This window comes from Staphylococcus simiae (assembly GCF_002902085.1).
Lineage (GTDB): Bacteria > Bacillota > Bacilli > Staphylococcales > Staphylococcaceae > Staphylococcus > Staphylococcus simiae.
In genome coordinates this window covers 4,238-28,647 of record NZ_PPQR01000096.1, presented here as the reverse complement: position 1 = coordinate 28,647, position 24,410 = coordinate 4,238, and the positions used below count along the sequence as shown (strand labels likewise).

The following is a 24,410-nucleotide window of genomic DNA, read 5'->3' as shown; positions in this document are numbered from 1 at the left end:
ATTTTATTTAAATTGCGTATTAATCAGTTACTTCTTTTTGTGATTCTGGAGCATCTTTTTGCTGTAAGTCTACTTTACGTTCAACAACATCTTCGTCATCAACGTCAGCCATTTCGATTTCATTATCTTGTTCATCCATCACTTTAACGTCTAGGCCTAAACTTTGTAATTCTTTCATCAATACACGGAATGATTCAGGAACACTTGGTCTAGAGATATTTTCACCTTTTACAATAGCTTCGTAAGTTTTTACACGACCTACAGTATCATCAGATTTATAAGTTAGTATCTCTTGTAATGTATATGCTGCACCATAAGCTTCAAGTGCCCATACTTCCATTTCACCAAAACGTTGACCACCAAATTGTGCTTTACCACCTAATGGTTGTTGAGTTACTAATGAATATGGTCCAGTTGAACGCGCATGTAATTTATCATCTACCATGTGTGCTAATTTAAGCATATACATAACACCAACAGAAATACGATTATCGAATGGTTCACCAGTACGTCCATCATACAATACAGTTTTACCATCGCGAGCCATACCAGCTTCTTCGATAGTAGACCATACATCGTCATCGTTAGCACCATCAAATACTGGTGATGCAACATGAATACCTAAGTTTTTAGCAGCCATACCTAAATGTAGCTCTAATACTTGTCCGATATTCATACGTGAAGGTACACCTAGTGGGTTTAACATGATATCGATTGGTGTTCCATCTGGTAAGTAAGGCATATCTTCTTCTGGAACAATTTTAGAGATAACACCTTTGTTACCGTGACGACCACACATTTTATCTCCTACGTGAATTTTACGTTTTTGCACGATATATACACGTACTAATTGGTTTACACCAGGAGATAACGTATCATCTCCCTCTTCACGATTGAAGACTTTAACATCTAACACAATACCGCCTGCACCATGTGGTACACGTAATGAAGTGTCTCTAACTTCACGTGCTTTTTCACCAAAGATAGCATGCAACAGTCTTTCTTCTGCAGTAAGTTCAGTAACACCTTTAGGCGTAACTTTACCAACTAAGATGTCTCCATCTTTAACTTCAGCACCCACATAAACAATACCACGATCATCTAAGTTTTTAAGTGCACTTTCAGAAACGTTTGGAATATCACGAGTAATTTCTTCAGGTCCAAGTTTAGTATCACGCGCTTCTGATTCATACTCTTCAATATGAATTGACGTATATACATCATCTTTTACTAATCTTTCGCTCATGATAACAGCATCTTCGTAGTTATAACCGTCCCATGTCATGAAACCAACAACGACGTTTCTACCAAGTGCCATTTCTCCTAATTCCATAGAAGGACCGTCAGCTAAAATCTCGTTGTATTCAACTACATCTCCAACAGCAACGATTGGACGTTGATTGTAACAAGTACCTGAGTTTGAACGTTTGAATTTAGCTAATGGATAACGATCTAATTCACCTTCGTGTTCAACACCATTTTCTTCAACTAAGCGTCTAACTAAGATTTCATTAGATTCAACATGTTCTACACGTCCTCTATGTTTAGCTGTAATCGCCGCACCAGAGTCACGTGCTGCTACGTGTTCCATACCTGTACCAACAAATGGTGCTTCTGGGTTCATCAATGGTACTGCTTGTCGTTGCATGTTTGCACCCATTAACGCACGGTTTGAGTCATCGTTTTCTAAGAATGGGATACATGCTGTTGCTGCAGAAACAACTTGTTTAGGAGATACATCCATGTAGTCCATTTTTTCTTTGGCCATAACTGTGTTATTACCACGGAAACGACAAACAACTTCGTCCTCGATAAAACGACCATTTTCATCTAATTTAGAGTTGGCTTGGGCAACAACATAACTATCTTCTTCATCAGCTGTTAAATAGTCAATTTGATCAGTAATAGCATGCGTATCTATGTCTACTTTACGATAAGGTGTTTCAATAAATCCGAATTCGTTAACTCGAGCATAGCTTGATAATGAGTTAATTAATCCGATATTTGGTCCCTCAGGTGTTTCAATTGGACACATACGGCCATAGTGAGAATAGTGAACGTCACGTACTTCCATTTGAGCACGTTCACGAGTTAAACCACCAGGTCCTAATGCTGATAAACGACGTTTATGTGTTAATTCAGCTAATGGATTAGCTTGGTCCATGAATTGAGATAATTGAGAGCTACCAAAGAATTCTTTAATAGATGCAATTACTGGACGAATATTGATTAATTGTTGTGGTGTGACAGAATCAGTGTCTTGAATAGACATTCTTTCACGTACAACTCTTTCCATTCTAGATAAACCAATTCTGAATTGGTTTTGTAATAATTCGCCTACAGAACGTAAACGACGATTACCTAAATGGTCAATATCATCTGTATAACCAATACCACTTAATAAGTTAAAGAAATAACTCATTGAAGCAATAATATCAGCTGGTGTAATACATTTAACTTCTGAATCTGGGAAAGCATTACCAATTACAGTAGTAGTACGTCCTTCTTCATCATTTGGTACATATACTTTAATTGATTGAATTTCAACAGGTTCATCTATAACACTACCGTGTAATTCAAACACTTCACTATTTGCATTTGATTCTAAAACGTCCATGATTTCATCTAATTTACGACGATCAAGTACAGTTCCTGCTTCAACTACAATTTCCCCAGTTTCGCTATCAACGATTGGTTCAGCAAGTTTTTGATTGAACAAACGATGTTTTAAATGTAATTTTTTGTTTGTTTTGTATCGACCCACACTCGCTAAATCATAACGTTTTGGATCGAAGAAACGTGAGTATAGTAAACTCTTAGCATTTTCAACAGTTGGTGGTTCACCTGGACGCAAGCGTTCATAGATTTCTAATAATGCTTGTTCAGTGTTCTCCGTACTATCTTTTTCAAGCGTATTACGTAAATATTCATTGTCTCCTAATAAGTCAACAATTTCTTGGTCGCTTGAGAAACCTAAAGCACGTAATAATACAGTTAATGGTAATTTACGTGTTCTATCAATACGCACGTAAACAACGTCTTTTGCATCAGTTTCAAACTCTAACCATGCACCACGGTTTGGAATGATTGTAGCGTCATAGTTTTCTCGACCATTTTTATCTAATTTTTCATTAAAGTAAACGGATGGTGAACGTACTAATTGTGATACGATTACACGTTCAGCACCATTAATAACGAACGTACCAGTATCAGTCATTAATGGGAAATCACCCATAAATACTTCTTGCTCTTTAACTTCACCAGTTTCTTTAATGATTAGACGAACTTTAACACGAAGAGGTGCTGCATATGTTGCGTCACGGTTTTTAGATTCTTCTAAGTCATATTTTGGTTCACCTAAACGGTAATCAACAAATTCTAATGATAAATTACCAGTAAAATCTTCTATCGGAGAAATGTCTCTAAACATTTCAATTAAACCTTCGTTAAGGAACCATTCGTAAGATTTTGTTTGAATTTCTATTAAGTTTGGTAATTCTAATACTTCTGAAATTCTAGCGTAGTTTCTACGTTTACGATGTCTTCCATATTGGACAACTTGACCTGCCAAACAGATTCACCCCTCAAAAATTGTGTGATCCGCTTTTACCTAAACATCATAAGATCAGCAATATATAAAGACAAAAAGAAAACGGCAACACTAATGATGACACCATTTTCGATTCATATGTTTATTCTTGATTCACTTATTTATTTAACGTAAAAGTACACACTTATTGAACATAAATTTTTACATTATATAACTATAACAGAATATCACATTCATTTCAAGACTTTGTACTTCTCAAAATATAATATCCTTTATCTTTATTTACTACTTCGACATTGCCAAATAATTGTTGCATCTTTTTCTTAGCAGAAGGCATGCCTTGTTTCTTTTGTATAACAACAAACAGTTGTCCTTCTTGCTTTAGCTTGTTTATAGATTCCTCGAAAATACGATGAACAACTTCTTTACCCGCTCTTATTGGGGGATTAGTTAAAATAAAATCAAAACTATTATCTTCAACAGCATTCAACGCGTCACTTTCTTTAATCACAACATTTTCGATGTTATTTTTCTTTTTATTCTTTTGAGCTAAAGTTAGAGCTCGACGATTTACATCAAGCATATAAATTTTATGATGTGGTGACTTTTTAGCTATTGTTAATCCGATAGGTCCATATCCACATCCAACATCAGCAATTGTTTTGCTTGGTCCAGGTGGATACATTTTCATGAAAGTATGAATTAACACATCACTACCATAATCCACTTTGTCTTTCGAAAAAACACCGTTATCAGTTATTAAATCTAATTGTTCATTATCAAAAGTGTATTTAATATGTTGTTCATCACTTTCCACATCAGGATTTTCATCATAGTAATGGCTCATTAATCCACCTCATTCATAGTTCTTATTGACATATTATAACATTAAAACAACCTATAAATGAGTTAAAACCCCGTTATCGAAATAACGGGGTTTTAACTTCTCAAAGAATATTATCAATATCTTTGCTATTCGATATGTCAAATAACAATATTGAAATTCATATTAAGTTAAGATACTAGAATTATTTTAATTCTACAGTAGCTCCAACTTCTTCTAATTGTTCTTTAAGTTTTTCAGCTTCTTCTTTAGGTAAAGCTTCTTTGATTACTTTAGGAGCTCCATCTACTAAGTCTTTAGCATCTTTTAAGCCTAAGCCAGTTGCTTCTTTAACTGCTTTAACAACTTTGATTTTAGATGAACCAGCTGAAGTTAATTCAACATCAAATTCAGTTTTTTCAGCAGCTGCGTCTCCGCCACCTGCTGCACCTGCTGCTGCTACTGGAGCTGCTGCAGTTACACCAAATTCTTCTTCGATTGCTTTTACTAAGTCGTTTAATTCTAACACTGACATTTCTTTAATTGCTTCAATGATTTGTTCTTGATTAGCCATTTATAATTCCTCCGTTATTTTTAAATTTAGTTACGCTAAAAATTATTCAGCGCTTTCTTCTTTTTGTTCTCCAACAGCTTTAACCGCATAAGCGAAGTTGCGTACTGGAGCTTGTAATACTGATAAAAGCATAGATACAAGACCATCGTGTGAAGGTAATGAACCAACAGTTTTAACTTCTTCTGCTGTAATAACATTTCCTTCCATAACGCCTGATTTAATTTCTAACGCTTCATGTTCTTTAGCAAATCCTGCAAGTACTTTTGCTGGTGCTACTACATCTTCTTTAGAAGTTGCAATAGCTGTAGGACCTGTTAAGAAATCATTCAAACCTTCGATACCAGCTTTTTCAGCTGCACGACGTACCATAGTGTTTTTGTATACTTTATACTCAACACCAGCTTCACGTAATTGTGAACGTAGTTCAGTAACTTCAGCAACTGTTAAACCACGATAGTCAACGATAACTGTTGAAACTGAATTTGATAATACGTCAGCAATTTCATCAACTAGTTGTTTTTTAGCTTCAATGATAGCAGACATTCAGACACCTCCATTTAATATTTTTGGGTGCTTTTTTTAAAATTAAAAAAAAGCACTTTCTACCCACGGCAAAAAGTGCTTGAAAGATCATAGATCATCACGTTCAAGTCAATTTTAGCCTCGGTAGGATAAATTTTAAGTTACAAATAACTCCTACTGTCTTAGGTAAAATAATCACAATATGTAATATAACTCGTTATCTACATATTGTCAACATATTTTTAAAGACTGAGAGAAAATATCTCTCAGTCTTATGTTCATCTATATTATAGTTTGAAAGAAGTAGTATCTACTTTAACGCCAGGACCCATTGTTGTAGTTACAGCAACAGATTTGAAGTAAGTACCTTTAGCAGATGATGGTTTAGCTTTAGCTAACACATCTTGTAATGCTTTAAAGTTTTCAATAAGTTGTTCATCAGTGAATGAAACTTTACCGATTGACGCATGTACAATACCAGCTTTTTCAGCACGATATTCTACTTTACCAGCTTTGATTTCTTCAACAGCTTTTTTAACGTCCATAGTTACAGTTCCAGTTTTAGGGTTAGGCATTAAACCTTTTGGCCCTAATACTCGACCTAATTTACCAACTTCGCCCATCATGTCTGGTGTAGCAACAACTACATCAAAGTCAAACCAACCTTGTTGGATTTTTTGAACGTATTCTGCTTCACCTACATAATCAGCACCTGCTGCTTCTGCTTCAGCAATTTTATCGCCTTTAGCAAAAACTAATACACTTTGTGATTTACCAGTACCGTTTGGTAACACTACTGCACCACGGATTTGTTGGTCATTCTTACGTGTATCAATTCCTAAACGGAAAGCAACTTCAACTGATGCGTCAAAGTTAGCAATACTTGTTTCTTTAGCTAATTTAATTGCTTCTTCAACACTGTAGTGTTGAGTACGATCAACTTTACTAGCTGCTTCTTGATACTTTTTACCTTTTTTAGCCATTAATTGTTCCTCCTTTAGTGGTTTTAGCGGAATTTCCTCCCACATTCCTTGCAATCATGCAAGTCGAGAGCAGACAACAGAATATATAACCAATATTAAACTCTAAATGTTAATATCATTGGTTATATATAATTTAAAATTATGAATTCTGTTATCTGCTTCATCTTTTAAATCTTTGTGATCAAATTTTAAAATTTGATTTATTATTCAACAGTGATTCCCATACTACGAGCAGTACCTTCGATAATACGCATAGCTGCTTCTTCGTCTGCAGCATTTAAATCTTGCATTTTACTATTAGCAATTTCACGTACTTGATCTTTAGTTACTGTAGCAACTTTAGTTTTGTTAGGTTCACCAGAACCTTTTTCAATACCAGCTGCTTTTTTAAGTAGTACTGGAGCCGGTGGAGTTTTTGTAATGAATGTAAATGAACGATCTTCATAAACACTGATTTCTACCGGAATGATTAAACCTGCTTGATCTTGCGTACGTGCGTTGAATTCTTTACAGAATCCCATAATGTTCACACCTGCTTGACCTAATGCTGGACCAACTGGTGGTGCTGGATTTGCTTTACCTGCAGGAATTTGTAATTTAACTACTTTTTCTACTTTTTTAGCCACGATGTGCACCTCCTTGATATCGTGATGTGGTCACAGGGCTCAGTTTTGCCCTCCCACTCTAACATTTCGTGACGAAATGGACGCTCCTAAAAGCGCGACCACATTATTTTAACACTTTTTTATTTATAAAATCAATACTAATATTATTTTTGATGGTTATTATTATTATGCTGCTAATTTTTACAGCTTTTCTACTTGATCAAATTCAACTTCTACTGGTGTTTCACGACCAAACATATCTACTAAAACTGTCAATTTAAATTTGTCCGCTTCAACTTCTTGAACTTCTCCTACTTGATTTGCGAACGGACCAGACTTGATACGAACTTGTTCTCCAATGTCTAATTCTACATCGATCGTTTTTTCTTTTAGTCCCATTTGTTTTAATATAAAACGAACTTCTTCAGGTAATAATGGATTAGGTTTAGATCCTGCGCCTGCAGATCCTACAAATCCTGTTACTCCTGGGGTGTTTCTTACTACATACCAAGATTCATCAGTCATAACTAACTCAACTAGTACATAACCAGGGAACGTTTTTTTAACTGTCGTTTTAGCTTTACCATCTTTTACTTGAGTTTCCTCTTCTTCTGGTATGACTACTCTAAAAATCTGTTCAGTCATATTCATAGATTCTACTCTTTTTTCTAAATTCTTTTTAACTTTATTTTCATATCCTGAATATGTATGCACGGCATACCAACGCTTTGCGCCAACTTCTTCAGACATGTCTTCACTCCTCTAACCAAATAATAAATTTTTCAATGCAGTAATTCCAATATCTAAGGCATAGAAAAAGACTAAGAAGAATATCACAGTTGATACAACTATAACAGTATACTTAAACAACTCTTCTTTTGTCGGCCAACTTGTTTTTTCCATTTCAGACTTAACGCCTTTAAAGAAACTTTCTTTTTTAGCCATTTGTACTACCTCCAAATCTTTCAAACATATAACCTTGTCATAATGAATACATTTATTTCGACTCTTTATGAATTGTATGCGCATTACATTTAGGACAATATTTCTTTATACTTAATCTAACTGATGCGTCTCCCTGCTTGGGAACGTGATAGTTTCTACTACCACAAACTTCACAATTTAACGGTATTTTTCTCACTATAATTCACCTTTGTTCATTATAATACCAGTATACTATACATAAAATTTATGACAAATGTCAAACTAGCTAAACAATATGTCTTCTCTTTATCGCTATCCTATTTATAATAACCATTTTAACAATATACTTTAATTTTTTGTTTACTTCTCTGTATTGCATTGTATACTTTTTTATCACTAACATTGAGTATTGTAGCAATTTCTTTAGGGCTATAATATTGACATACTAGCGTCATTACTTCCTTTTCAAATATACTTAAATATTTAAATTGTCCTTGCAGTTCTGTTAATTGCATTTTGTAAAGACAACATAATTCTGTTTCTTTATATAGCGAATGATTACTATACTTCACTTTATATTCGTTAATTAAGCTTTCAGTCCTTCTATTGATTGCTAAATATTTACGTAAATAATCATATTTCACTGAACTTATAACACATTGTACATAATGTTTAAATGGTTGTTTACCATTAAAATCAAATGTCTTTGTTGCTTTATAGATTCTAATAATTACTTCTTGATATAAATCTTCTTTATCACAATCACTAATTCTCATCTTCATGATCCTACTCATAATTGTCGGATGCAATTGTTGTAATAAGTTGTTAAAGTGTGTGGATGTATCTAGTTGCTGTTTATCATTAGAGATATTTAAATATTGATTTGTCACGCTTTCTTACCTTTCAAGTTAAATTAAGGTTAGTTTATACGTAGACATATAAAAATTTCAAGATGACAAAAAATCTACTTATTATTATCTCCTCTGCGAATTTCTTCAAATTTGGCAAGTATGTCTGAAGACAACTGAATTCGAGTTCTTGGTTTATTTTCACTAATATCTTCTAGTGATTTACTAACATCTATCGCACTTTCTTTTAAGTCTCTCCACATTTCTCTGGAAGAAATTCTGTATGCTCCCGAACCAAAAATTGCATGTTGTTCACTCATATCACTCGTTACTACAGTAATATGTTTTGTATGTTTATCATAAAGCTCATATACATAGCGTTCTATAAAACTATCAGCAGTTTCTTTTTCTTTAGTGAAAATTGTTTTCACTCCATGATAGATATATTCTCTTTCAATACCTGATTGTTCATAGGCATCAAAGACGCAAATAACTTCATCTGTAATTACAGCACTATAGTTGGCAATCGTATCTAATAGTTGTTGACGTGCTTCTTCCAAATTTTCTTTTGCAATGGCACTAAGTTTACTCGATTGTCCTATCATATTATAACCGTCTATTATCAAATAACGTTTTTTCATTATGTTGCCTCAATATCATTTCTTTTTCTGTAAACTTCATACATCATTAAACTAGCTGCTACAGATGCATTTAAACTATTAACATGTCCAACCATTGGAATTTTGATATAAAAATCACACTTATCACTTACAAGACGACTCATACCTTGCCCTTCACTTCCAATAACAATTGCTAATGACATATCCGCCTCTAAATTACGATAATCTGTTGCATTGTGTGCTTCCGCACCTGCAACCCAAAAACCATTATTTTTTAATTCATCAATTGTATTAGCTAAATTGGTTACTCTAATTACTGGAACGTGTTGAATCGCTCCAGTAGATGCTTTAGCAACTGTTTGTGTTAATGTGACTGAACGACGTTTAGGGATGATAACGCCATCTACTCCTGTAGCATCAGCTGTTCTAAGAATAGACCCTAAATTATGTGGATCTTCTAAACCATCTAATATTAATACTGTAGATAATCCCTCTTTATCATTTTGCTCTTTTAAAAATTGATTAAAATCAGCATATTCATATGGTGCAATCAAAGCAGCAACACCCTGATGTGGTGCATTTGCTAAAAAATCTAATTTTGATTTTGGCACAGTTTGAACTATTATTTTTTGCTCTTTTGCATTTTTTAAAATTTCATTAATTTGTTGTTTTTTTATGCCATCTTGGATCAATATTTTATTGATTGGATGTCCTGAGATAATCGCTTCTCTCACTGCATGTCTACCGACAATAACTTCATCTTCCATAAAGTCACTACCTTTCGTTAACAATGTTGATTATTTTTGTTAATAATTGTTCTAGTCTTTCTTCTTGCTTTGTTAAATATAAATAACCAAGTACGGCTTCTAGAGCAGAGCTCTTTCTATACGTTTGGATATCTGTATTTTTAGCTTTGGTATAACTTTTGGCATTACGTCCTCTTTTTAAAATGTCCATTTCTTCGTCTGTAAACCATTGTTCTTCAATTAATAATTCTAACGTTTGTGCTTGGCTTTTAGCAGATACGTACCGTTTCGCCACCTGATGTAATCTATTGGGTTTACTTTTTAGTTTCAAAACGATATAAGAACGAACATATTGGTCCAACACTGCATCTCCCATATAGGCTAAAGTTAATGGGTTTAATAATTTAATATGATTCACTTGTTGGTTATCCACGTTTAAATCTAACCCCTTGTGGTGTATCTTCTAAGATAATGTTTTGTTCTTTCAACATATCTCTAATTTCATCAGCACGTGCAAAATCTTTATTTTTTCTAGCTAGATTACGTTCTTCAATTAACTTTTCTATATCTTCATCTAGTAATAATGCTACTTTTGAATCTTTTAAAGGAATACCTAATACATCGCTGAAAATTTGATAAACCTCTTTAAATTTAGCAATTACTTTTGATGATGTCGTATTTTCTAATACATATTTGTTTGCTAATTTTGCTAAATCATACCAAGCTGTAATAGCATTTGCTGTGTTAAAATCATCGTTCATCACTGTTTCGAATCTATCTAAAATGGCTTGTATTTGTTTAATATAATCATTTTGTTCTTCAATATCAGTCGCAATTTCTTGTCGCTCTTCAATTAATTGATAACTATTTCTAATTCTTTCTAGACCACTGCGTGCCGCTTCAACTAGTTCTAAATTATAATTAATAGGGCTTCTATAATGTACACTAATCATGAAAAAGCGTAATACATCTGGATCTACTTCTTTAATAATGTCATGAACTAAAATGAAATTTCCTAATGATTTACTCATTTTTTCATTATCAATATTAATAAATCCATTATGCATCCAATAATTAGCAAATGGCGCATGATTATGTGCTTCTGACTGAGCAATTTCGTTTTCATGATGTGGGAATTGTAAATCTGATCCTCCAGCATGGATATCGATCGTTGCTCCTAATTCATGAAATGCCATAACTGAACATTCAATATGCCAACCTGGTCGTCCCTCTCCAAAAGGACTATCCCAACTGATTTCACCTGGTTTAGCTTTCTTCCACAATGTAAAATCTAGGGCATCTTCTTTTTGTTCTCCTGCATCTATACGAGCACCAACCTTTAAATCATCGATAGATTGATGACTTAATTTACCATATCCATCAAATTTACGAGTTCGGAAGTATACATCTCCACCACTTTCATATGCATATCCTTGATCAACCAAATCTTTGATAAATTGAATAATATCGTCCATATGGTCCATGACACGCGGGTTAGAAGTAGCTTTTTTAACATTTAAAGCACCTACATCTTCATAAAATGCTTCAATATATCTGTCTGCAATTTCTGGAACACTTTGATTTAGTTCTTTTGAGCGATTAATAAGTTTATCGTCTACATCTGTAAAGTTTGAAACATAGTCTACGTCATATCCTTGGTATTCAAAATAACGTCTTACAACATCATAATTGATTGCTGGTCTTGCATTTCCAATATGAATATAATTATATACTGTAGGTCCACAAACATACATTTTAACTTTCCCTGGTTCTATCGGTTTAAATACTTCTTTTTGACGTGTCAATGTATTATATAATGTAATCATCTTGAATCTCTCCGTTCTTCGTTTTTTCAAGTTGTCGTTCTAAATGTTTAATTTGTTCATAAATAGGATCTGGTAAATTACGATGATCAAACGTTTTACCAATACGTATGCCATCTTGTTTGACTATATGTCCTGGTATACCAACAACTGTGGAATAACTAGGCACAGACTGCAATACAACTGAATTTGCACCAATGTTAACATTTGAATGAATTTTTATGTTACCTAGCACTTTAGATCCTGCTGCAATTAAGACATTGTCACCAATATCTGGATGACGTTTACCTTTTTCTTTTCCTGTTCCACCTAATGTGACACCTTGATAGATTGTCACGTTATCACCTATTGTACATGTCTCTCCTATAACTACGCCCATACCATGATCAATAAACAGACGTTTACCAATTTTAGCACCTGGGTGTATTTCAATTCCTGTAAAAAATCGTGAAATCTGGGAAATCAATCGTGCTGTTACATATTTCTTTTTATTGTAAAGTTTATGCGCAATTAGGTGACTCCAAACTGCATGTAAACCAGCATATGTAGTTATAACTTCTAATGTTGAACGTGCTGCTGGGTCTTGTTCAAACACCATTTTAATATCGTCTCTCATTCTTTTTAGCAAGATGTTTACCTCCCCCGACATACTATCAATTGACCTGTTTAGTTAATTTATGATGTTAGTCTTCAAACATATATCTTGTTACTTTTAAACCTTGATAAGTCATAATTTCTATTAATAATACTTAAACTACTTTAAAATACTTAAAACATTGCTCATCTCGTGTCATAGTAGTGCTAACTCTTTATATTTCGTTAAACTCATATTGAACAGTCATAAAGTTTGGTTCTCTATTTTTCAGGACTGATAAATAAAAAAATGAATAATTTAATATATAAACTGTTTTGAAGCCGAGACTCCTGAGGGAGCAGTGCTAGTCGAAGACTACAGGCTGAGACAGCACCCTAGGAAGGGACCCAACACAGAAAAACTGGTTATCCAGTTTTATCATGCAATGCAGGTTGGGCATAGCGAGGCTTAAAAAATAATTATGTATCAGTCCAATTTGGGAGAGAACCTAAAGTTTTTACTATGACAAAAACGCCTCTAACATATTAAATTAATGTTAGAGGCGCTTCCGCACGGTTCCACTCTGAATTCAATAAAAGAAAAATTACATGCTTATACTAGAATTAGCCACACACTTATCATGATTAACAATTCTATATTATACACAGTATCTTCTTTTATTCTCATTTTTAAGTATTAAAATGTTATTTCAAAGGTGCATTCATTAATCAGTAAGTTGTACTCGCAGCAACCGTACATTCTCTGAAACATACATGATTAATTACTAATCCTTTGATTTATATTACTTTTACAAAGACGACTTAAATTACACAATTTCATCTTAATTTGTTACTTTCATTTTTTCAAGAGCCTGGGACATAAAGCATTTATACTTAATATTAAGCATTTGGCAGTAACTGTCTAATTTGTAAAATGTTGATTTATCAACATTTTACAAACCTAGTCAGTTTTGCCGGGGTGGAAGGGACCCGTCATCAAAAATCCATGTGTGGATTTTACATTAATGTGCAAGACGGGCATCTACGAAATAATTTGTTTTGACATAATTATTTCTGTCCCACTCCCAATTTATATGTTCTTTAATTATACGTATTTTTTTAATCGTTGCAATACTTTTTCTTTGCCTAACACTTCAATCGTATTAGGTAATTCTGGCCCATGCATTTGACCAGTTACTGCTACACGAATTGGCATAAACAATTGTTTACCTTTAATACCAGTTTCCTTTTGAACTTCTTTAATTGTTTTCTTAATATCAGCCGCTTCAAAAGGTTCTAAAACTTCTAATTTACCATATAAATGAGACATTAGTTCTGGTACTTGTTCCCCGTTCATCACTTGTTGTTCTTCTTCACCAAGTTCTGGCATTTCTTGGAAGAAAATTTCTGATAATGGAACGATTTCGCCCGCATAACTCATTTCTTTTTGATAAAGTGCAATTAATTTACGTCCCCAAGCTAAATCCTCTTCAGATGGATTTTCAGGAATTAAATTTGCTTTAATAAGATGTGGTAACGCCATTTGGAATACTGTTTCTGGGTCTTTTTGTTTCATATATTGATTGTTAACCCATTCTAATTTTTGTTTATCGAAGAATGCTGGTGATTTTGATAGACGTTTTTCATCAAAAATCTTTATAAATTCTTCTTTACTGAACAGTTCTTCTTCACCTTCTGGTGACCAACCTAATAATGCAATGAAGTTAAATAACGCTTCTGGTAAATATCCTAAATCACGATATTGCTCAATAAATTGTAAAATTTGACCATCACGTTTACTTAACTTTTTACGTTCTTCATTGACAATAAGTGACATATGTCCAAAACGTGGTGCTTCCCAGCCGAATGCTTCATAAATCATTAATTGTTTAGGTGTATTAGATATATGATCATCTCCGCGAATTACATCACTAATTTCCATAAAATGGTCATCGATAGCTACAGCAAAATTATAAGTAGGTACACCATCTTTTTTTACAATAACCCAATCACCAATACCGTTTGAATCGAATGATATTTCTCCTTTAACCATATCATTAAAACTATACGTTTTATTTTGAGGTACGCGGAAACGAATTGCTGGCTGACGCCCTTCTTCTTCAAATTGTTGACGTTGCTCTTCAGTTAAATGAGCATGTTGTCCACCATAACGTGGCATTTCACCACGTGCAATTTGAGCTTCACGTTCTTCTTCTAACTCTTCTTCAGTCATATAACACTTATAAGCCTTATCTTCAGCTAATAATTGTTCAATTAATGGTTCATAAATATGTTGACGTTCAGATTGGCGATAAGGACCATAACCTTTATCTTTATCCATTGATTCATCCCAATCTAGGCCTAACCATTTTAAATTATCAAATTGTGAAGACTCACCATCTGTTAAATTTCGTTTCTTATCTGTATCTTCAATACGGATAACAAAATCGCCATTATAATGTTTAGCAAATAAATAATTGAATAAAGCTGTTCTCGCGTTACCAATATGCAAATATCCAGTTGGGCTAGGTGCATATCTTACTCTAATTCGTTCGCTCATCATGTTCACTCCTAAATTCTTCTTATCTAATATTAATTTTAAGTTGTGTATACTACCATTTTTGTATGCCAATTGCATCGACAACATTCATCAAAAATGACGCCACTTTTATTAATTACATTGATTTATCATAACATAATTACTTGATTGCTATCTCAAATAATTTAATTAACTTTTGTTAAGTGATGCCAATCATTCACTATTTATCAATAAAGATCAAAATTTTCTAGAATTATTTATTTTTTAAATACAAATTTTGTCTTTACTTAATCCCTTTTTTATTAACATAACTAAAATATATTTTAGCACTATATTTTATGTTTGATAAGTCATGTGTTTATGTTGCTAATAGTAATAAGTTACTTTATTTCTTAATGATTAACATTGTCATTTCTAATCAGTTCTTTTAGCAAAGACAATTCTTCCTGAGGATGTTTGTAATAGACTAACAACTTCTAATTGTACATGTTGACCAATTAATTCTTTTGCATGATCGACAACTACCATTGTTCCATCATCTAAATAGCCTACAGCTTGTCCCGCTTCCTTACCCATTTTTGTTAGTAATAAATGGAGTTGATCACCTTGATGGACATTTGGTTTAATTGCTTCCGATAAATCGTTAACATTTAATGCCGTAATTCCGTTGACATGACAAACTTTATTTAAATTAAAATCCGTTGTAATGATACTTGCATGATAATTTTTAGCTAATTTGATTAACATTGTATCAATATCACTGTGTGACTTTGTTGGATTAACAACCTTTGACGGATGTTCTAAATCATATAATTGATTTAAAATATCTAAGCCTCTTTGTCCTTTTTCTCTTTTAACACTGTCTGTAGAATCGGCAACAATTTGTAATTCATTTATAACACCTTGTGGAATTAAAATAGTTCCATCCATAAAGCCACATTTTAGTACATCTAAAATTCTCCCATCGATAATAGCACTGGTATCTATAATTTTGGGACTAGCGCTTCTAGTATGTTGTGACATGGATTGTGCGATGTTTTCCGGCAAGAACATTAACATTTCGTCTCTTTTTTTCAAGCCAAATTGAAAACCTAAATAACAAAGTATAAAAGTAATGATAATTGGTACAAAGTGATTAAAAATTGAATCACCAATTAACTCAAAAATAAATGATACCATTACCGATATTAATAATCCGAAAATAAGACCTACTGTCGCAAAAAGTATTTCAACTGCACTTCTACGTAAGATAAATTGTTCTAGTTCTTTAATAGCACCAGCGATACGTTTAATAAAGAGTCCAAATAGTAAGAACATGATAATGATACCTATCATGCCATCAATGTAGTGATTTTTAAAAATATGCATGCCAGATAAACCAATATCTTTAACTATGCCTGGTATAATAATAATTCCTAAAGTACTACCGATTACGATATAAATCGCAATGACCATCAAGCGTATAAAATTCACGTCAGAAACTCCTTTCCAGTTGTACTATGAATGTAGGGCAAATGATAATGCTTCATGAACCGATGTTACACCAATAACCTGTATACCTTCTGGAAATGACCAGCCTCCGATATTATTTTTAGGTATAATTACTCTCTTAAATCCAAGCTTCGCTGCTTCTTGTACACGTTGTTCTATACGTGAAACTCTTCTAACTTCTCCAGTCAAACCAACTTCTCCTATATAACAGTCTAAACCATCTACAGCTTTATCTTTAAAACTAGATGCTGTCGCAACAATTACACTTAAGTCAACAGCAGGTTCTGTCAATTTAACTCCACCGGCAACTTTAATATAAGCGTCTTGTTGTTGTAATAAGTAGTTTTCCTTTTTTTCAAGTACTGCCATTAATAAGCTAAGCCTATTATGATCTATTCCTGTTGCCATTCTTCTCGGATTATTAAAAGTCGTTGGTGTAACTAAAGCTTGAACTTCAATAAGTAATGGTCTTGTACCTTCCATTGTTGCTACTATTGTAGATCCTGGTACATTAGCTGAACGTTCTTCTAAAAACATCTCAGATGGGTTATTGACACCTTTCAAACCACTTTGTTTCATTTCAAAAATACCCATTTCATTCGTTGAACCAAAACGATTTTTTACTGCTCGTAGAATTCTATACGCATGATGTTCATCACCTTCAAAATATAAAACAGTATCAACCATATGTTCTAATAAACGCGGACCAGCAATTTGTCCTTCTTTCGTAACATGACCAACAATGAATGTTGCAATATTCATTTGTTTTGCAATATTCATTAAACTTTGTGTACTCTCTCTCACTTGTGAAACTGAACCAGGCGCTGATGATATTTCCGGATGATAAATAGTTTGAATAGAGTCTACAACTAATAAATCTGGTTGTTCTTCTTTCACTGTTTGATAAATAACTTCTAAGTCTGTTTCAGCTAAAACTTGCAATTCACTTGAATCTTCATCTAAACGATCAGCCCGTAATTTAGTTTGATTTAATGATTCTTCACCTGTTATATATAACACTTTTTTCTTTTGTGATAATGATGCACAAATTTGAAGTAATAGGGTTGATTTCCCAATACCAGGATCTCCTCCGATTAAAACTAGAGAACCATTAACAATTCCTCCACCTAGCACGCGATTGAATTCTGCTGATTCAGTTAATATTCTAGGTGTTGATTCATGATGAATGCTATTTAACTTTTGTACTTTACTTGCAACTTCTTTTGTTTTCACACCGTGTTTTGGACTAGATGCTTTTTCAACAATTTCTTCCATTTGATTCCAACCACCACAGTTTGGACATTTACCCATCCATTTTGGTGATTGGTATCCGCAAGCCATACATTCGAAAATCACTTTTTTCTTGGCCAATATTGCACCTCCACTTTCTTTTGAACACATCTATTTTATACGTACAATGTCATTCTGACAAATCTAATATCTTTATTCTTGATTAAAAATTTTTAAAACGATATCGCTCAATTGTAATATTAATAGTTAGTTCACTTATTAATTATCTTTATATTTTTGATAATCACAACCATATAATAAAAATGCAACTTTATCTGATTAAATGTTTGTGTTGTTTATCAATGAATACAAAAAGCCCCTACATTTTGTTGTATTCATCAATCATTCATTTTTACTAATAGTTACTTATGTTATTACAATTCTCCTTTTTTAATTATTAGTAAAAATTCGTAAAAAAACACCTTTCCTCCGTGGAAAGGTGTCAACATTATTTATATTGAGCATGTGTGTATTAATTTATGCCTTATTTCTATTCTGTTACTTCTTCTTTCATTGATGGTTCTTGAATATCATATTTGAATTCTTTACCATCATGATCAACAGTAACTTCTTTACCTTCTATTTTATTACCATCTAATATTAATTCACTTAGATTATCTTCAATTGTTTTTTGAATTGCTCTAATTAATGGTCTTGCACCATATTCTGGATCGTATCCTTCTTCAGCAATTTTATCTTTCGCTTTATCTGTTACTTTAATATTAATATTTTGTTCAGATAATCTATCAGTTAATTTTTTAACCATCATTGTAACTATTTCTTTTAATTCATCTTTAGAAAGTTTATGGAAGACAATAATATCATCTACACGGTTCAAGAATTCTGGACGGAATGCATTTTTCAATTCTTTCATCATTGTTTTACGGATTGTTTCATAATCTTGACCTTCACTTGCACCACCAAATCCTGCAAAACGTTGATCTTGTAATTCTTGAGCACCGACATTTGAAGTCATAATAATGATTGTATTTCTGAAATCTACTGTACGCCCTTTTGTATCAGTTAAATGTCCATCATCTAATACTTGTAAAAGAATATTAAAGACATCAGGATGCGCTTTTTCAATTTCATCAAATAGAATCACTGAATATGGTTTACGTCTTACTTTTTCAGTAAGTTGACCACCATCGTCATGACCAACATATCCTGGAGGTGCTCCAACTAATCTACTCACTGCATGTTTCTCCATAAATTCACTCATATCAACACGAATCATTGCATCATCATCGCCAAACATTGATTCCGCTAATGCACGTGCTAATTCAGTTTTACCTACCCCTGTTGGTCCTAAGAAAATAAAGCTACCAATTGGACGTTTAGGATCTTTTAATCCGGCACGGGCACGTCTTACTGCTTTACTGATTGAATTAACGGCATCTTTTTGGCCAATAACTCTTTCGTGTAACGTATCTTCTAATCCTAGTAATTTTTCGGATTCTGTTTCATTAATTTTAGTTAATGGAATACCTGTCCATCCAGCAATAACTTCAGCTATATCTTCTTCTGATAATGAAGTACTCATACCATTCTGAGTATTTTTCCATTCATTTTTTGCTTCTTCATATTGCTTTTCAAGTTTAGTTTGTTTATCACGTAAGTTTGCAGCATTTTCAAATTCTTGTGCATGTACTGCTGCATCTTTTTCGTTTTTAACTTTTTCAATTTCTTGTTCTATTTCTTTTAAATTAGTTGGTGTAGTATGACTTTTCAATCTTACTTTTGAAGATGCTTCATCGATTAAATCAATTGCTTTGTCTGGTAAAAATCTGTCTGAAACATATCGATTACTTAATCTTACTGCCGCTTCTAATGCTTCATCAGAAATATTAATACGATGATGCGCTTCGTATCTATCACGTAATCCTTTAAGTATTTCTACTGTATCTTCAACTGTTGGTTCATCAACTTGAACTGGTTGGAAACGTCTTTCTAGTGCAGCATCTTTTTCAATATTTTTACGATATTCATCTAATGTTGTTGCACCTATACATTGTAGCTCTCCACGAGCCAATGCTGGTTTTAAGATGTTAGATGCATCTATTGCACCTTCTGCACCACCTGCACCAACAAGTGTGTGTAATTCATCGATGAATAAAATGACATTACCTGCTTGTTGAATTTCTTCCATAACCTTTTTCAAACGTTCTTCAAATTCACCACGATATTTAGTACCTGCAACTACAGTTCCCATATCTAGTGACATGACACGTTTATCTTTTAAAGTTTCTGGAACTTCATTTTTGACTATTGCCTGAGCAAGACCTTCTGCTATTGCAGTTTTACCTACTCCCGGTTCACCAATTAATACTGGGTTGTTTTTAGTACGACGACTTAATACTTCAATTACTCTAGTAATTTCTTTATCTCTTCCAATAACAGGATCCAGTGTTCCATCTTTTGCAATAACTGTTAAGTCTCGTGCTAAACTATCTAATGTCGGCGTATTATTAGCTTTGCTAGTTTGGGCATTTTTGTTATTCATTTCTGGATTACCTAGTGCTTTAACTACTTGTGCACGTGCTTTGGTAATATTTAAATCAAGATTAGCAAATACTCTTGCTGCAACACCTTCATTTTCACGAATTAAACCAAGCAAGATATGCTCTGTTCCTACAAAATTGTGATGTAATTTTCTTGCTTCATCCATTGATAATTCAATCACTTTTTTAGCTCTAGGTGTATAATGTAATGTACCCACATGATCTTGACCATGACCAATTAATTTTTCAACTTCTTCGATTACTTTATCTTCTGTAATATCAAAACTTTCTAATACTTTAGCAGCTATACCTTCTGGTTCTTTCATTAAACCTAACAATAAATGTTCTGTTCCTATATTAGAATGATTCAAGCGGATTGCTTCTTCTTGTGCGTGTGCTAATACACGCTGTGCACGCTCTGTTAATCTACCAAATAGCATATATAAAAACCTCCTATTTTATATGTTTTCTCAATAATTCTGCTCTTTTAACTTTTATATCTATTTCTTCTTCTTCATCTAATAAAAATGGAGATTGAATGCCAACCATTAATTCATTAAATTTGAAATTTTGTAATTTGATATAACTTAAATCTATACCTAATTTAACTTCACTTAATCTATATGAAGCTTCTTCCATCGATATCATTCTACAATTTTGTAAAATTCCTAAAGAACGATGTACTCTATCTTCTGTTTCTAGTTTATTATATATATCTAATCTTTGACGAATTTGCTTTTCTTCTTGAATAATTTGATTAACAATTTCAGTAAGTGTTTCAATAATTTCAGTTTCAGATTTACCAAGTGTAAGTTGATTTGAAACTTGATACATATGGCCATATACTTGAGACCCTTCACCATATATACCTCTAATTGTATAACCAAAACGGTTAATGGTTTGTGCTATTCTAGACATTCTTTTCATTATTGATAATCCAGGTAAGTGTAGCATCACACTAGCTCTCATACCTGTACCAATATTTGTAGGACATGTCGTTAAGTAGCCTAATTGTTCATCAAAACTTATGTCAAGTTGTTTATCTAATTCATCATCTATCTCTGATGCTTTTTTATAAAGCTCTTGTAACGCAATATCTGTTCCCATTGATTGAATACGAATATGGTCTTCTTCATTTAACATGACACTTAAAGATTCATCGTTGTTCACTAATACTGCAGCAGCTGGCTGTTTAATCAATTCAGGACTAACAAGATGTTTAGCTACCATTTTCATTTTACTTTGTTGATCAAGTTGATCTAAACGTAGTAAATCAAATTTTGGCAAAGCATCTTGAACTTCGTTTATTACTCTAAAGCCATCCTGTTCATTTTTATACATTAGTGGATGTACATGATTATCTAAATTTCGTGCTAGTCGTATTCTTGATGACATAATGATGGGATTTTCTTGGTTACTTTTCATCCATTCACTAATATTTTCATGAATATCATTAGCCATCTAGTTAAACCTCACTCTCATCTTTAAGGGCTTTAATTTCATCTCTTACAATCGCTGCTTCCTCAAAGTTTTGTTCTTCAATCAATGTTGATAAATATTGATTTTTTTCTTCTATTTTTCTTTTCAATGCTAATTTTTTATATGATGATTGTGGTGTTTTTCCAACGTGCTCAAATTGACCACCTTGAACTCTACGTACAATATCATAAATATCATCTTTAAAAGTTGTAAAGCACTCTGAACAACCAAATTTACCTACATGTGCAATATCTTTCAATGTCATTTGGCAACTTGGACACCGCTTTTCTTCTCTAAACGCTATTTCTTGAAAATCAATGCCGTGTTTTGTAGCTAAATGTTGCAAAATTTGTTTTACAACAAATGCTTCTTCAATATCATCTTGGTGTTCTTGATCTAATGAATGATCTTGAGATGAATTCCAAGGATGATTACCCTGTGCACATGTTTGACAAACCCATTTTTCTTCGGTGCCGTGTTTACTTGTTACTTTTAATTTAATTTCCGCTTCATTCAGTTGGCAATTTTCACAAAGCACATAAACACCTCATTTATATAAATATTAATAATAATTAATTACTGGCAGTAATCTTTTTAAAATATTTGCTCTAATAATATCTCTTGAAACCATATCCATCGCTAATGTTTCGCGATCAATAACGGCTTGAATCATTTTAGCTTCTCGTTCATTAATTAAAGCTTTATCCAATAAACCATCTATTATATAGTATGATTGTTGCTGTGATATAGAAGGTCCTATTAATTGTAATAAATGATTAATATAACCTGTTGCATCTTTATTTTCAATTTTTGTGATTCGAATATATCCACCGCCACCACGTTTACTTTCTATCTCATAACCATGTTCATTCGTAAATCTCGTTTTAATGACATAGTTTAATTGTGAAGGGACACAATCGAACCGTTGAGCAATATGCGCTCTTTGAATCTCAACGACATCTTCATTTGACTCTTCAAATAAGTGTTTGATGTATTGTTCTATGATGTCCGACATATTGTGCATGTATATCACCCCTTTTTGACCTTCTTTGACTATATTATATGACCTACTTTGACCTTTTTCAACCAATTTGTTTATATATTTTCAAAAATTTATGGTGTTAGCCTTTACAATTTATTGTATGATAGATTGTAGAAAAAATTAAAGGAATGGGGATTATATGCATATTCTAATTGGAATTATAGGGATTATTTTCTTTTTAGCACTTGCGTTTTTATTTAGCTCAGATAAAAAGAATATTCGCTGGCAATATGTTGGTATTTTACTAGTTATACAACTTGTTTTTGCCTTTTTATTATTGAAGACTACTATTGGTATTTCGGTTATTGGTGGTATTTCTAGCGGGTTTAATTACTTGTTATTAAAAGCTGCAGATGGTGTTAATTTTGTTTTTGGTGGATTTAAATTTGTCAAAGCAGATCAACCTCCGTTTTTCTTAAGTGTTCTAATGCCAATTGTATTTATTTCGGCAATTATAGGTATTTTGCAATATACAAGAATTCTACCATTGATAATTAATGTATTAGGATTTTTAATTTCTAAAATAAATGGTATGGGCCGTTTAGAATCATATAATGCTGTAGCCGCAGCTATTTTAGGTCAATCAGAAGTATTTATTTCATTAAAAAAACAATTACCATACATACCTAAGCAACGTTTATACACATTAACTGCTTCTGCTATGTCTACAGTATCTGCTTCAATTATTGGTGCTTATTTCACTTTAATTGAACCCAAATATGTTGTAACTGCAGTCGTACTTAACTTATTTGGTGGTTTTGTCGTCGCTTCAATTATCAATCCATATAGAGTTAATGAAGAAGATGATAAGTTGTTAGTAGATGAAGGAGAAACTAAAAATCAATCCTTCTTCGAAATGTTGGGAGAATATATTTTAGATGGATTTAAAGTTGCAGTGATTGTTGGTGCCATGTTAATTGGTTATATTGCTATTATTGCATTATTAAACGGAATCGTTAGTGGTATATTTAGCCTAGCATCTGGTGGTCAAATTTCTTGGGATTTCCAAACATTAATTGGTTTTGTCTTTGCTCCATTTGCATTTTTAGTTGGTGTTCCATGGAACGAAGCTGTACAAGCAGGATCTGTCATGGCTACTAAATTACTTTCTAATGAATTTGTTGCTATGCAGGCACTTGGCAAATTAGATGGTATTACTGAACATGCTAAAGGTGTTACATCTGTATTTTTAGTATCTTTTGCAAACTTCAGTTCTATCGGTATCATCTCTGGTGCAATTAAATCACTTAATGATAAAAAAGGTGATATGGTAGCCCGTTTTGGTTTAAAATTATTATTTGGCGCTACACTTGTATCATTCATTTCTGCAGCAATTGCTGGTTTCTTCATTTAATCTATAAAAAGGTTCTATAATAAAATTCGGTTGATAAGATAATTTGAACGTTATCTTACCAACCGAATTTTTTGGGTTCACTATTTTTAGGGCTGATAAATAAAAAATGAATAATTTTAAAAC

The 24,410-nt window shown here is 32.8% G+C and carries 23 protein-coding genes and 1 other annotated feature; of the genes, 1 reads left to right on the top strand and 22 read right to left on the bottom strand.

The window, feature by feature from the left end:
* Window positions 1-19: 19 nt before the first annotated feature.
* The 22 genes from rpoB to CD113_RS10635 all read right to left on the bottom strand — a co-directional run bounded on the left by rpoB (window position 20) and on the right by CD113_RS10635 (window position 22,915).
* A complete protein-coding gene (gene rpoB, locus CD113_RS10745; protein WP_095092576.1) occupies window positions 20-3,571 on the bottom strand; it encodes a DNA-directed RNA polymerase subunit beta in 3,552 nt (1,183 codons plus the stop codon).
* 217 nt (window positions 3,572-3,788) lie between these two features.
* Window positions 3,789-4,397 (bottom strand): class I SAM-dependent methyltransferase, encoded by a 609-nt coding sequence (locus CD113_RS10740; protein ID WP_002465103.1) that lies wholly within the window; start codon window positions 4,395-4,397, stop codon window positions 3,789-3,791.
* A 181-nt stretch (window positions 4,398-4,578) separates the two neighbouring features.
* The gene (gene rplL, locus CD113_RS10735; protein ID WP_002465104.1) at window positions 4,579-4,947 is read right to left on the bottom strand and encodes a 50S ribosomal protein L7/L12; all 369 of its coding nucleotides are present in this window, start codon (window positions 4,945-4,947) and stop codon (window positions 4,579-4,581) included.
* A gap of 42 nt (window positions 4,948-4,989) precedes the next feature.
* Entirely contained in the window at window positions 4,990-5,490 is a 501-nt protein-coding gene (gene rplJ, locus CD113_RS10730; RefSeq protein ID WP_002465105.1) for a 50S ribosomal protein L10, read from the bottom strand.
* 37 nt (window positions 5,491-5,527) lie between these two features.
* Window positions 5,528-5,674: a sequence feature (ribosomal protein L10 leader region), on the bottom strand.
* Between the two features lie 82 nt (window positions 5,675-5,756).
* The gene (gene rplA / locus CD113_RS10720; RefSeq protein ID WP_002465106.1) at window positions 5,757-6,452 is read right to left on the bottom strand and encodes a 50S ribosomal protein L1; all 696 of its coding nucleotides are present in this window, start codon (window positions 6,450-6,452) and stop codon (window positions 5,757-5,759) included.
* Between the two features lie 203 nt (window positions 6,453-6,655).
* A complete protein-coding gene (gene rplK / locus CD113_RS10715) occupies window positions 6,656-7,078 on the bottom strand; it encodes a 50S ribosomal protein L11 (protein ID WP_002465107.1) in 423 nt (140 codons plus the stop codon).
* 180 nt (window positions 7,079-7,258) lie between these two features.
* Window positions 7,259-7,807, bottom strand: coding sequence for a transcription termination/antitermination protein NusG (gene nusG / locus CD113_RS10710; RefSeq protein ID WP_002465108.1), 549 nt, complete (start codon window positions 7,805-7,807; stop codon window positions 7,259-7,261).
* 12 nt (window positions 7,808-7,819) lie between these two features.
* The gene (gene secE / locus CD113_RS10705; RefSeq protein WP_002465109.1) at window positions 7,820-8,002 is read right to left on the bottom strand and encodes a preprotein translocase subunit SecE; all 183 of its coding nucleotides are present in this window, start codon (window positions 8,000-8,002) and stop codon (window positions 7,820-7,822) included.
* Window positions 8,003-8,054: 52 nt separating this feature from the next.
* Complete coding sequence (gene rpmG / locus CD113_RS10700; protein WP_002465110.1) at window positions 8,055-8,198, bottom strand: 50S ribosomal protein L33; 144 nt, start codon at window positions 8,196-8,198, stop codon at window positions 8,055-8,057.
* A gap of 118 nt (window positions 8,199-8,316) precedes the next feature.
* Entirely contained in the window at window positions 8,317-8,871 is a 555-nt protein-coding gene (locus CD113_RS10695; RefSeq protein WP_002465111.1) for a sigma-70 family RNA polymerase sigma factor, read from the bottom strand.
* Between the two features lie 74 nt (window positions 8,872-8,945).
* The gene (locus tag CD113_RS10690; protein ID WP_002465112.1) at window positions 8,946-9,470 is read right to left on the bottom strand and encodes an NYN domain-containing protein; all 525 of its coding nucleotides are present in this window, start codon (window positions 9,468-9,470) and stop codon (window positions 8,946-8,948) included.
* Window positions 9,470-10,216, bottom strand: a complete 747-nt coding sequence (gene rlmB, locus CD113_RS10685; RefSeq protein ID WP_002465113.1) for a 23S rRNA (guanosine(2251)-2'-O)-methyltransferase RlmB — start codon at window positions 10,214-10,216, stop codon at window positions 9,470-9,472. The genes CD113_RS10690 and rlmB overlap by 1 nt, the downstream gene beginning before the upstream one ends.
* A 7-nt stretch (window positions 10,217-10,223) precedes the next feature.
* Window positions 10,224-10,628, bottom strand: a complete 405-nt coding sequence (locus CD113_RS10680; protein WP_002465114.1) for a Mini-ribonuclease 3 — start codon at window positions 10,626-10,628, stop codon at window positions 10,224-10,226.
* Entirely contained in the window at window positions 10,621-12,021 is a 1,401-nt protein-coding gene (gene cysS, locus CD113_RS10675) for a cysteine--tRNA ligase (protein WP_002465115.1), read from the bottom strand. The genes CD113_RS10680 and cysS overlap by 8 nt, the downstream gene beginning before the upstream one ends.
* Complete coding sequence (gene cysE / locus CD113_RS10670; RefSeq protein WP_197697105.1) at window positions 12,005-12,667, bottom strand: serine O-acetyltransferase; 663 nt, start codon at window positions 12,665-12,667, stop codon at window positions 12,005-12,007. Before cysE ends, cysS begins: the two co-directional genes overlap by 17 nt.
* Window positions 12,668-13,696: 1,029 nt before the next feature.
* Window positions 13,697-15,151 carry a glutamate--tRNA ligase gene (gene gltX / locus CD113_RS10665; RefSeq protein ID WP_002462522.1) on the bottom strand — a complete coding sequence of 485 codons (1,455 nt, stop codon included), beginning with the start codon at window positions 15,149-15,151 and terminating at the stop codon, window positions 13,697-13,699.
* A 393-nt stretch (window positions 15,152-15,544) separates the two neighbouring features.
* Window positions 15,545-16,603, bottom strand: a complete 1,059-nt coding sequence (locus CD113_RS10660) for a PIN/TRAM domain-containing protein (RefSeq protein WP_002462523.1) — start codon at window positions 16,601-16,603, stop codon at window positions 15,545-15,547.
* A 24-nt stretch (window positions 16,604-16,627) separates the two neighbouring features.
* Complete coding sequence (gene radA, locus CD113_RS10655) at window positions 16,628-17,992, bottom strand: DNA repair protein RadA (RefSeq protein WP_002462524.1); 1,365 nt, start codon at window positions 17,990-17,992, stop codon at window positions 16,628-16,630.
* Between the two features lie 409 nt (window positions 17,993-18,401).
* The gene (locus CD113_RS10650) at window positions 18,402-20,852 is read right to left on the bottom strand and encodes an ATP-dependent Clp protease ATP-binding subunit (RefSeq protein ID WP_002462525.1); all 2,451 of its coding nucleotides are present in this window, start codon (window positions 20,850-20,852) and stop codon (window positions 18,402-18,404) included.
* Window positions 20,853-20,865: 13 nt separating this feature from the next.
* A complete protein-coding gene (locus CD113_RS10645; RefSeq protein WP_002462526.1) occupies window positions 20,866-21,873 on the bottom strand; it encodes a protein arginine kinase in 1,008 nt (335 codons plus the stop codon).
* Window positions 21,874-21,877: 4 nt separating this feature from the next.
* On the bottom strand, window positions 21,878-22,429 hold the full coding sequence (locus CD113_RS10640; protein ID WP_002462527.1) for a UvrB/UvrC motif-containing protein: 552 nt from the start codon (window positions 22,427-22,429) through the stop codon (window positions 21,878-21,880).
* A 24-nt stretch (window positions 22,430-22,453) separates the two neighbouring features.
* Window positions 22,454-22,915 (bottom strand): CtsR family transcriptional regulator, encoded by a 462-nt coding sequence (locus CD113_RS10635; RefSeq protein WP_002462528.1) that lies wholly within the window; start codon window positions 22,913-22,915, stop codon window positions 22,454-22,456.
* A gap of 157 nt (window positions 22,916-23,072) precedes the next feature.
* On the opposite strand from CD113_RS10635, the gene CD113_RS10630 reads away from it, so the two are divergent.
* Window positions 23,073-24,287 carry a NupC/NupG family nucleoside CNT transporter gene (locus tag CD113_RS10630; protein WP_095092574.1) on the top strand — a complete coding sequence of 405 codons (1,215 nt, stop codon included), beginning with the start codon at window positions 23,073-23,075 and terminating at the stop codon, window positions 24,285-24,287.
* Window positions 24,288-24,410: the final 123 nt, after the last annotated feature.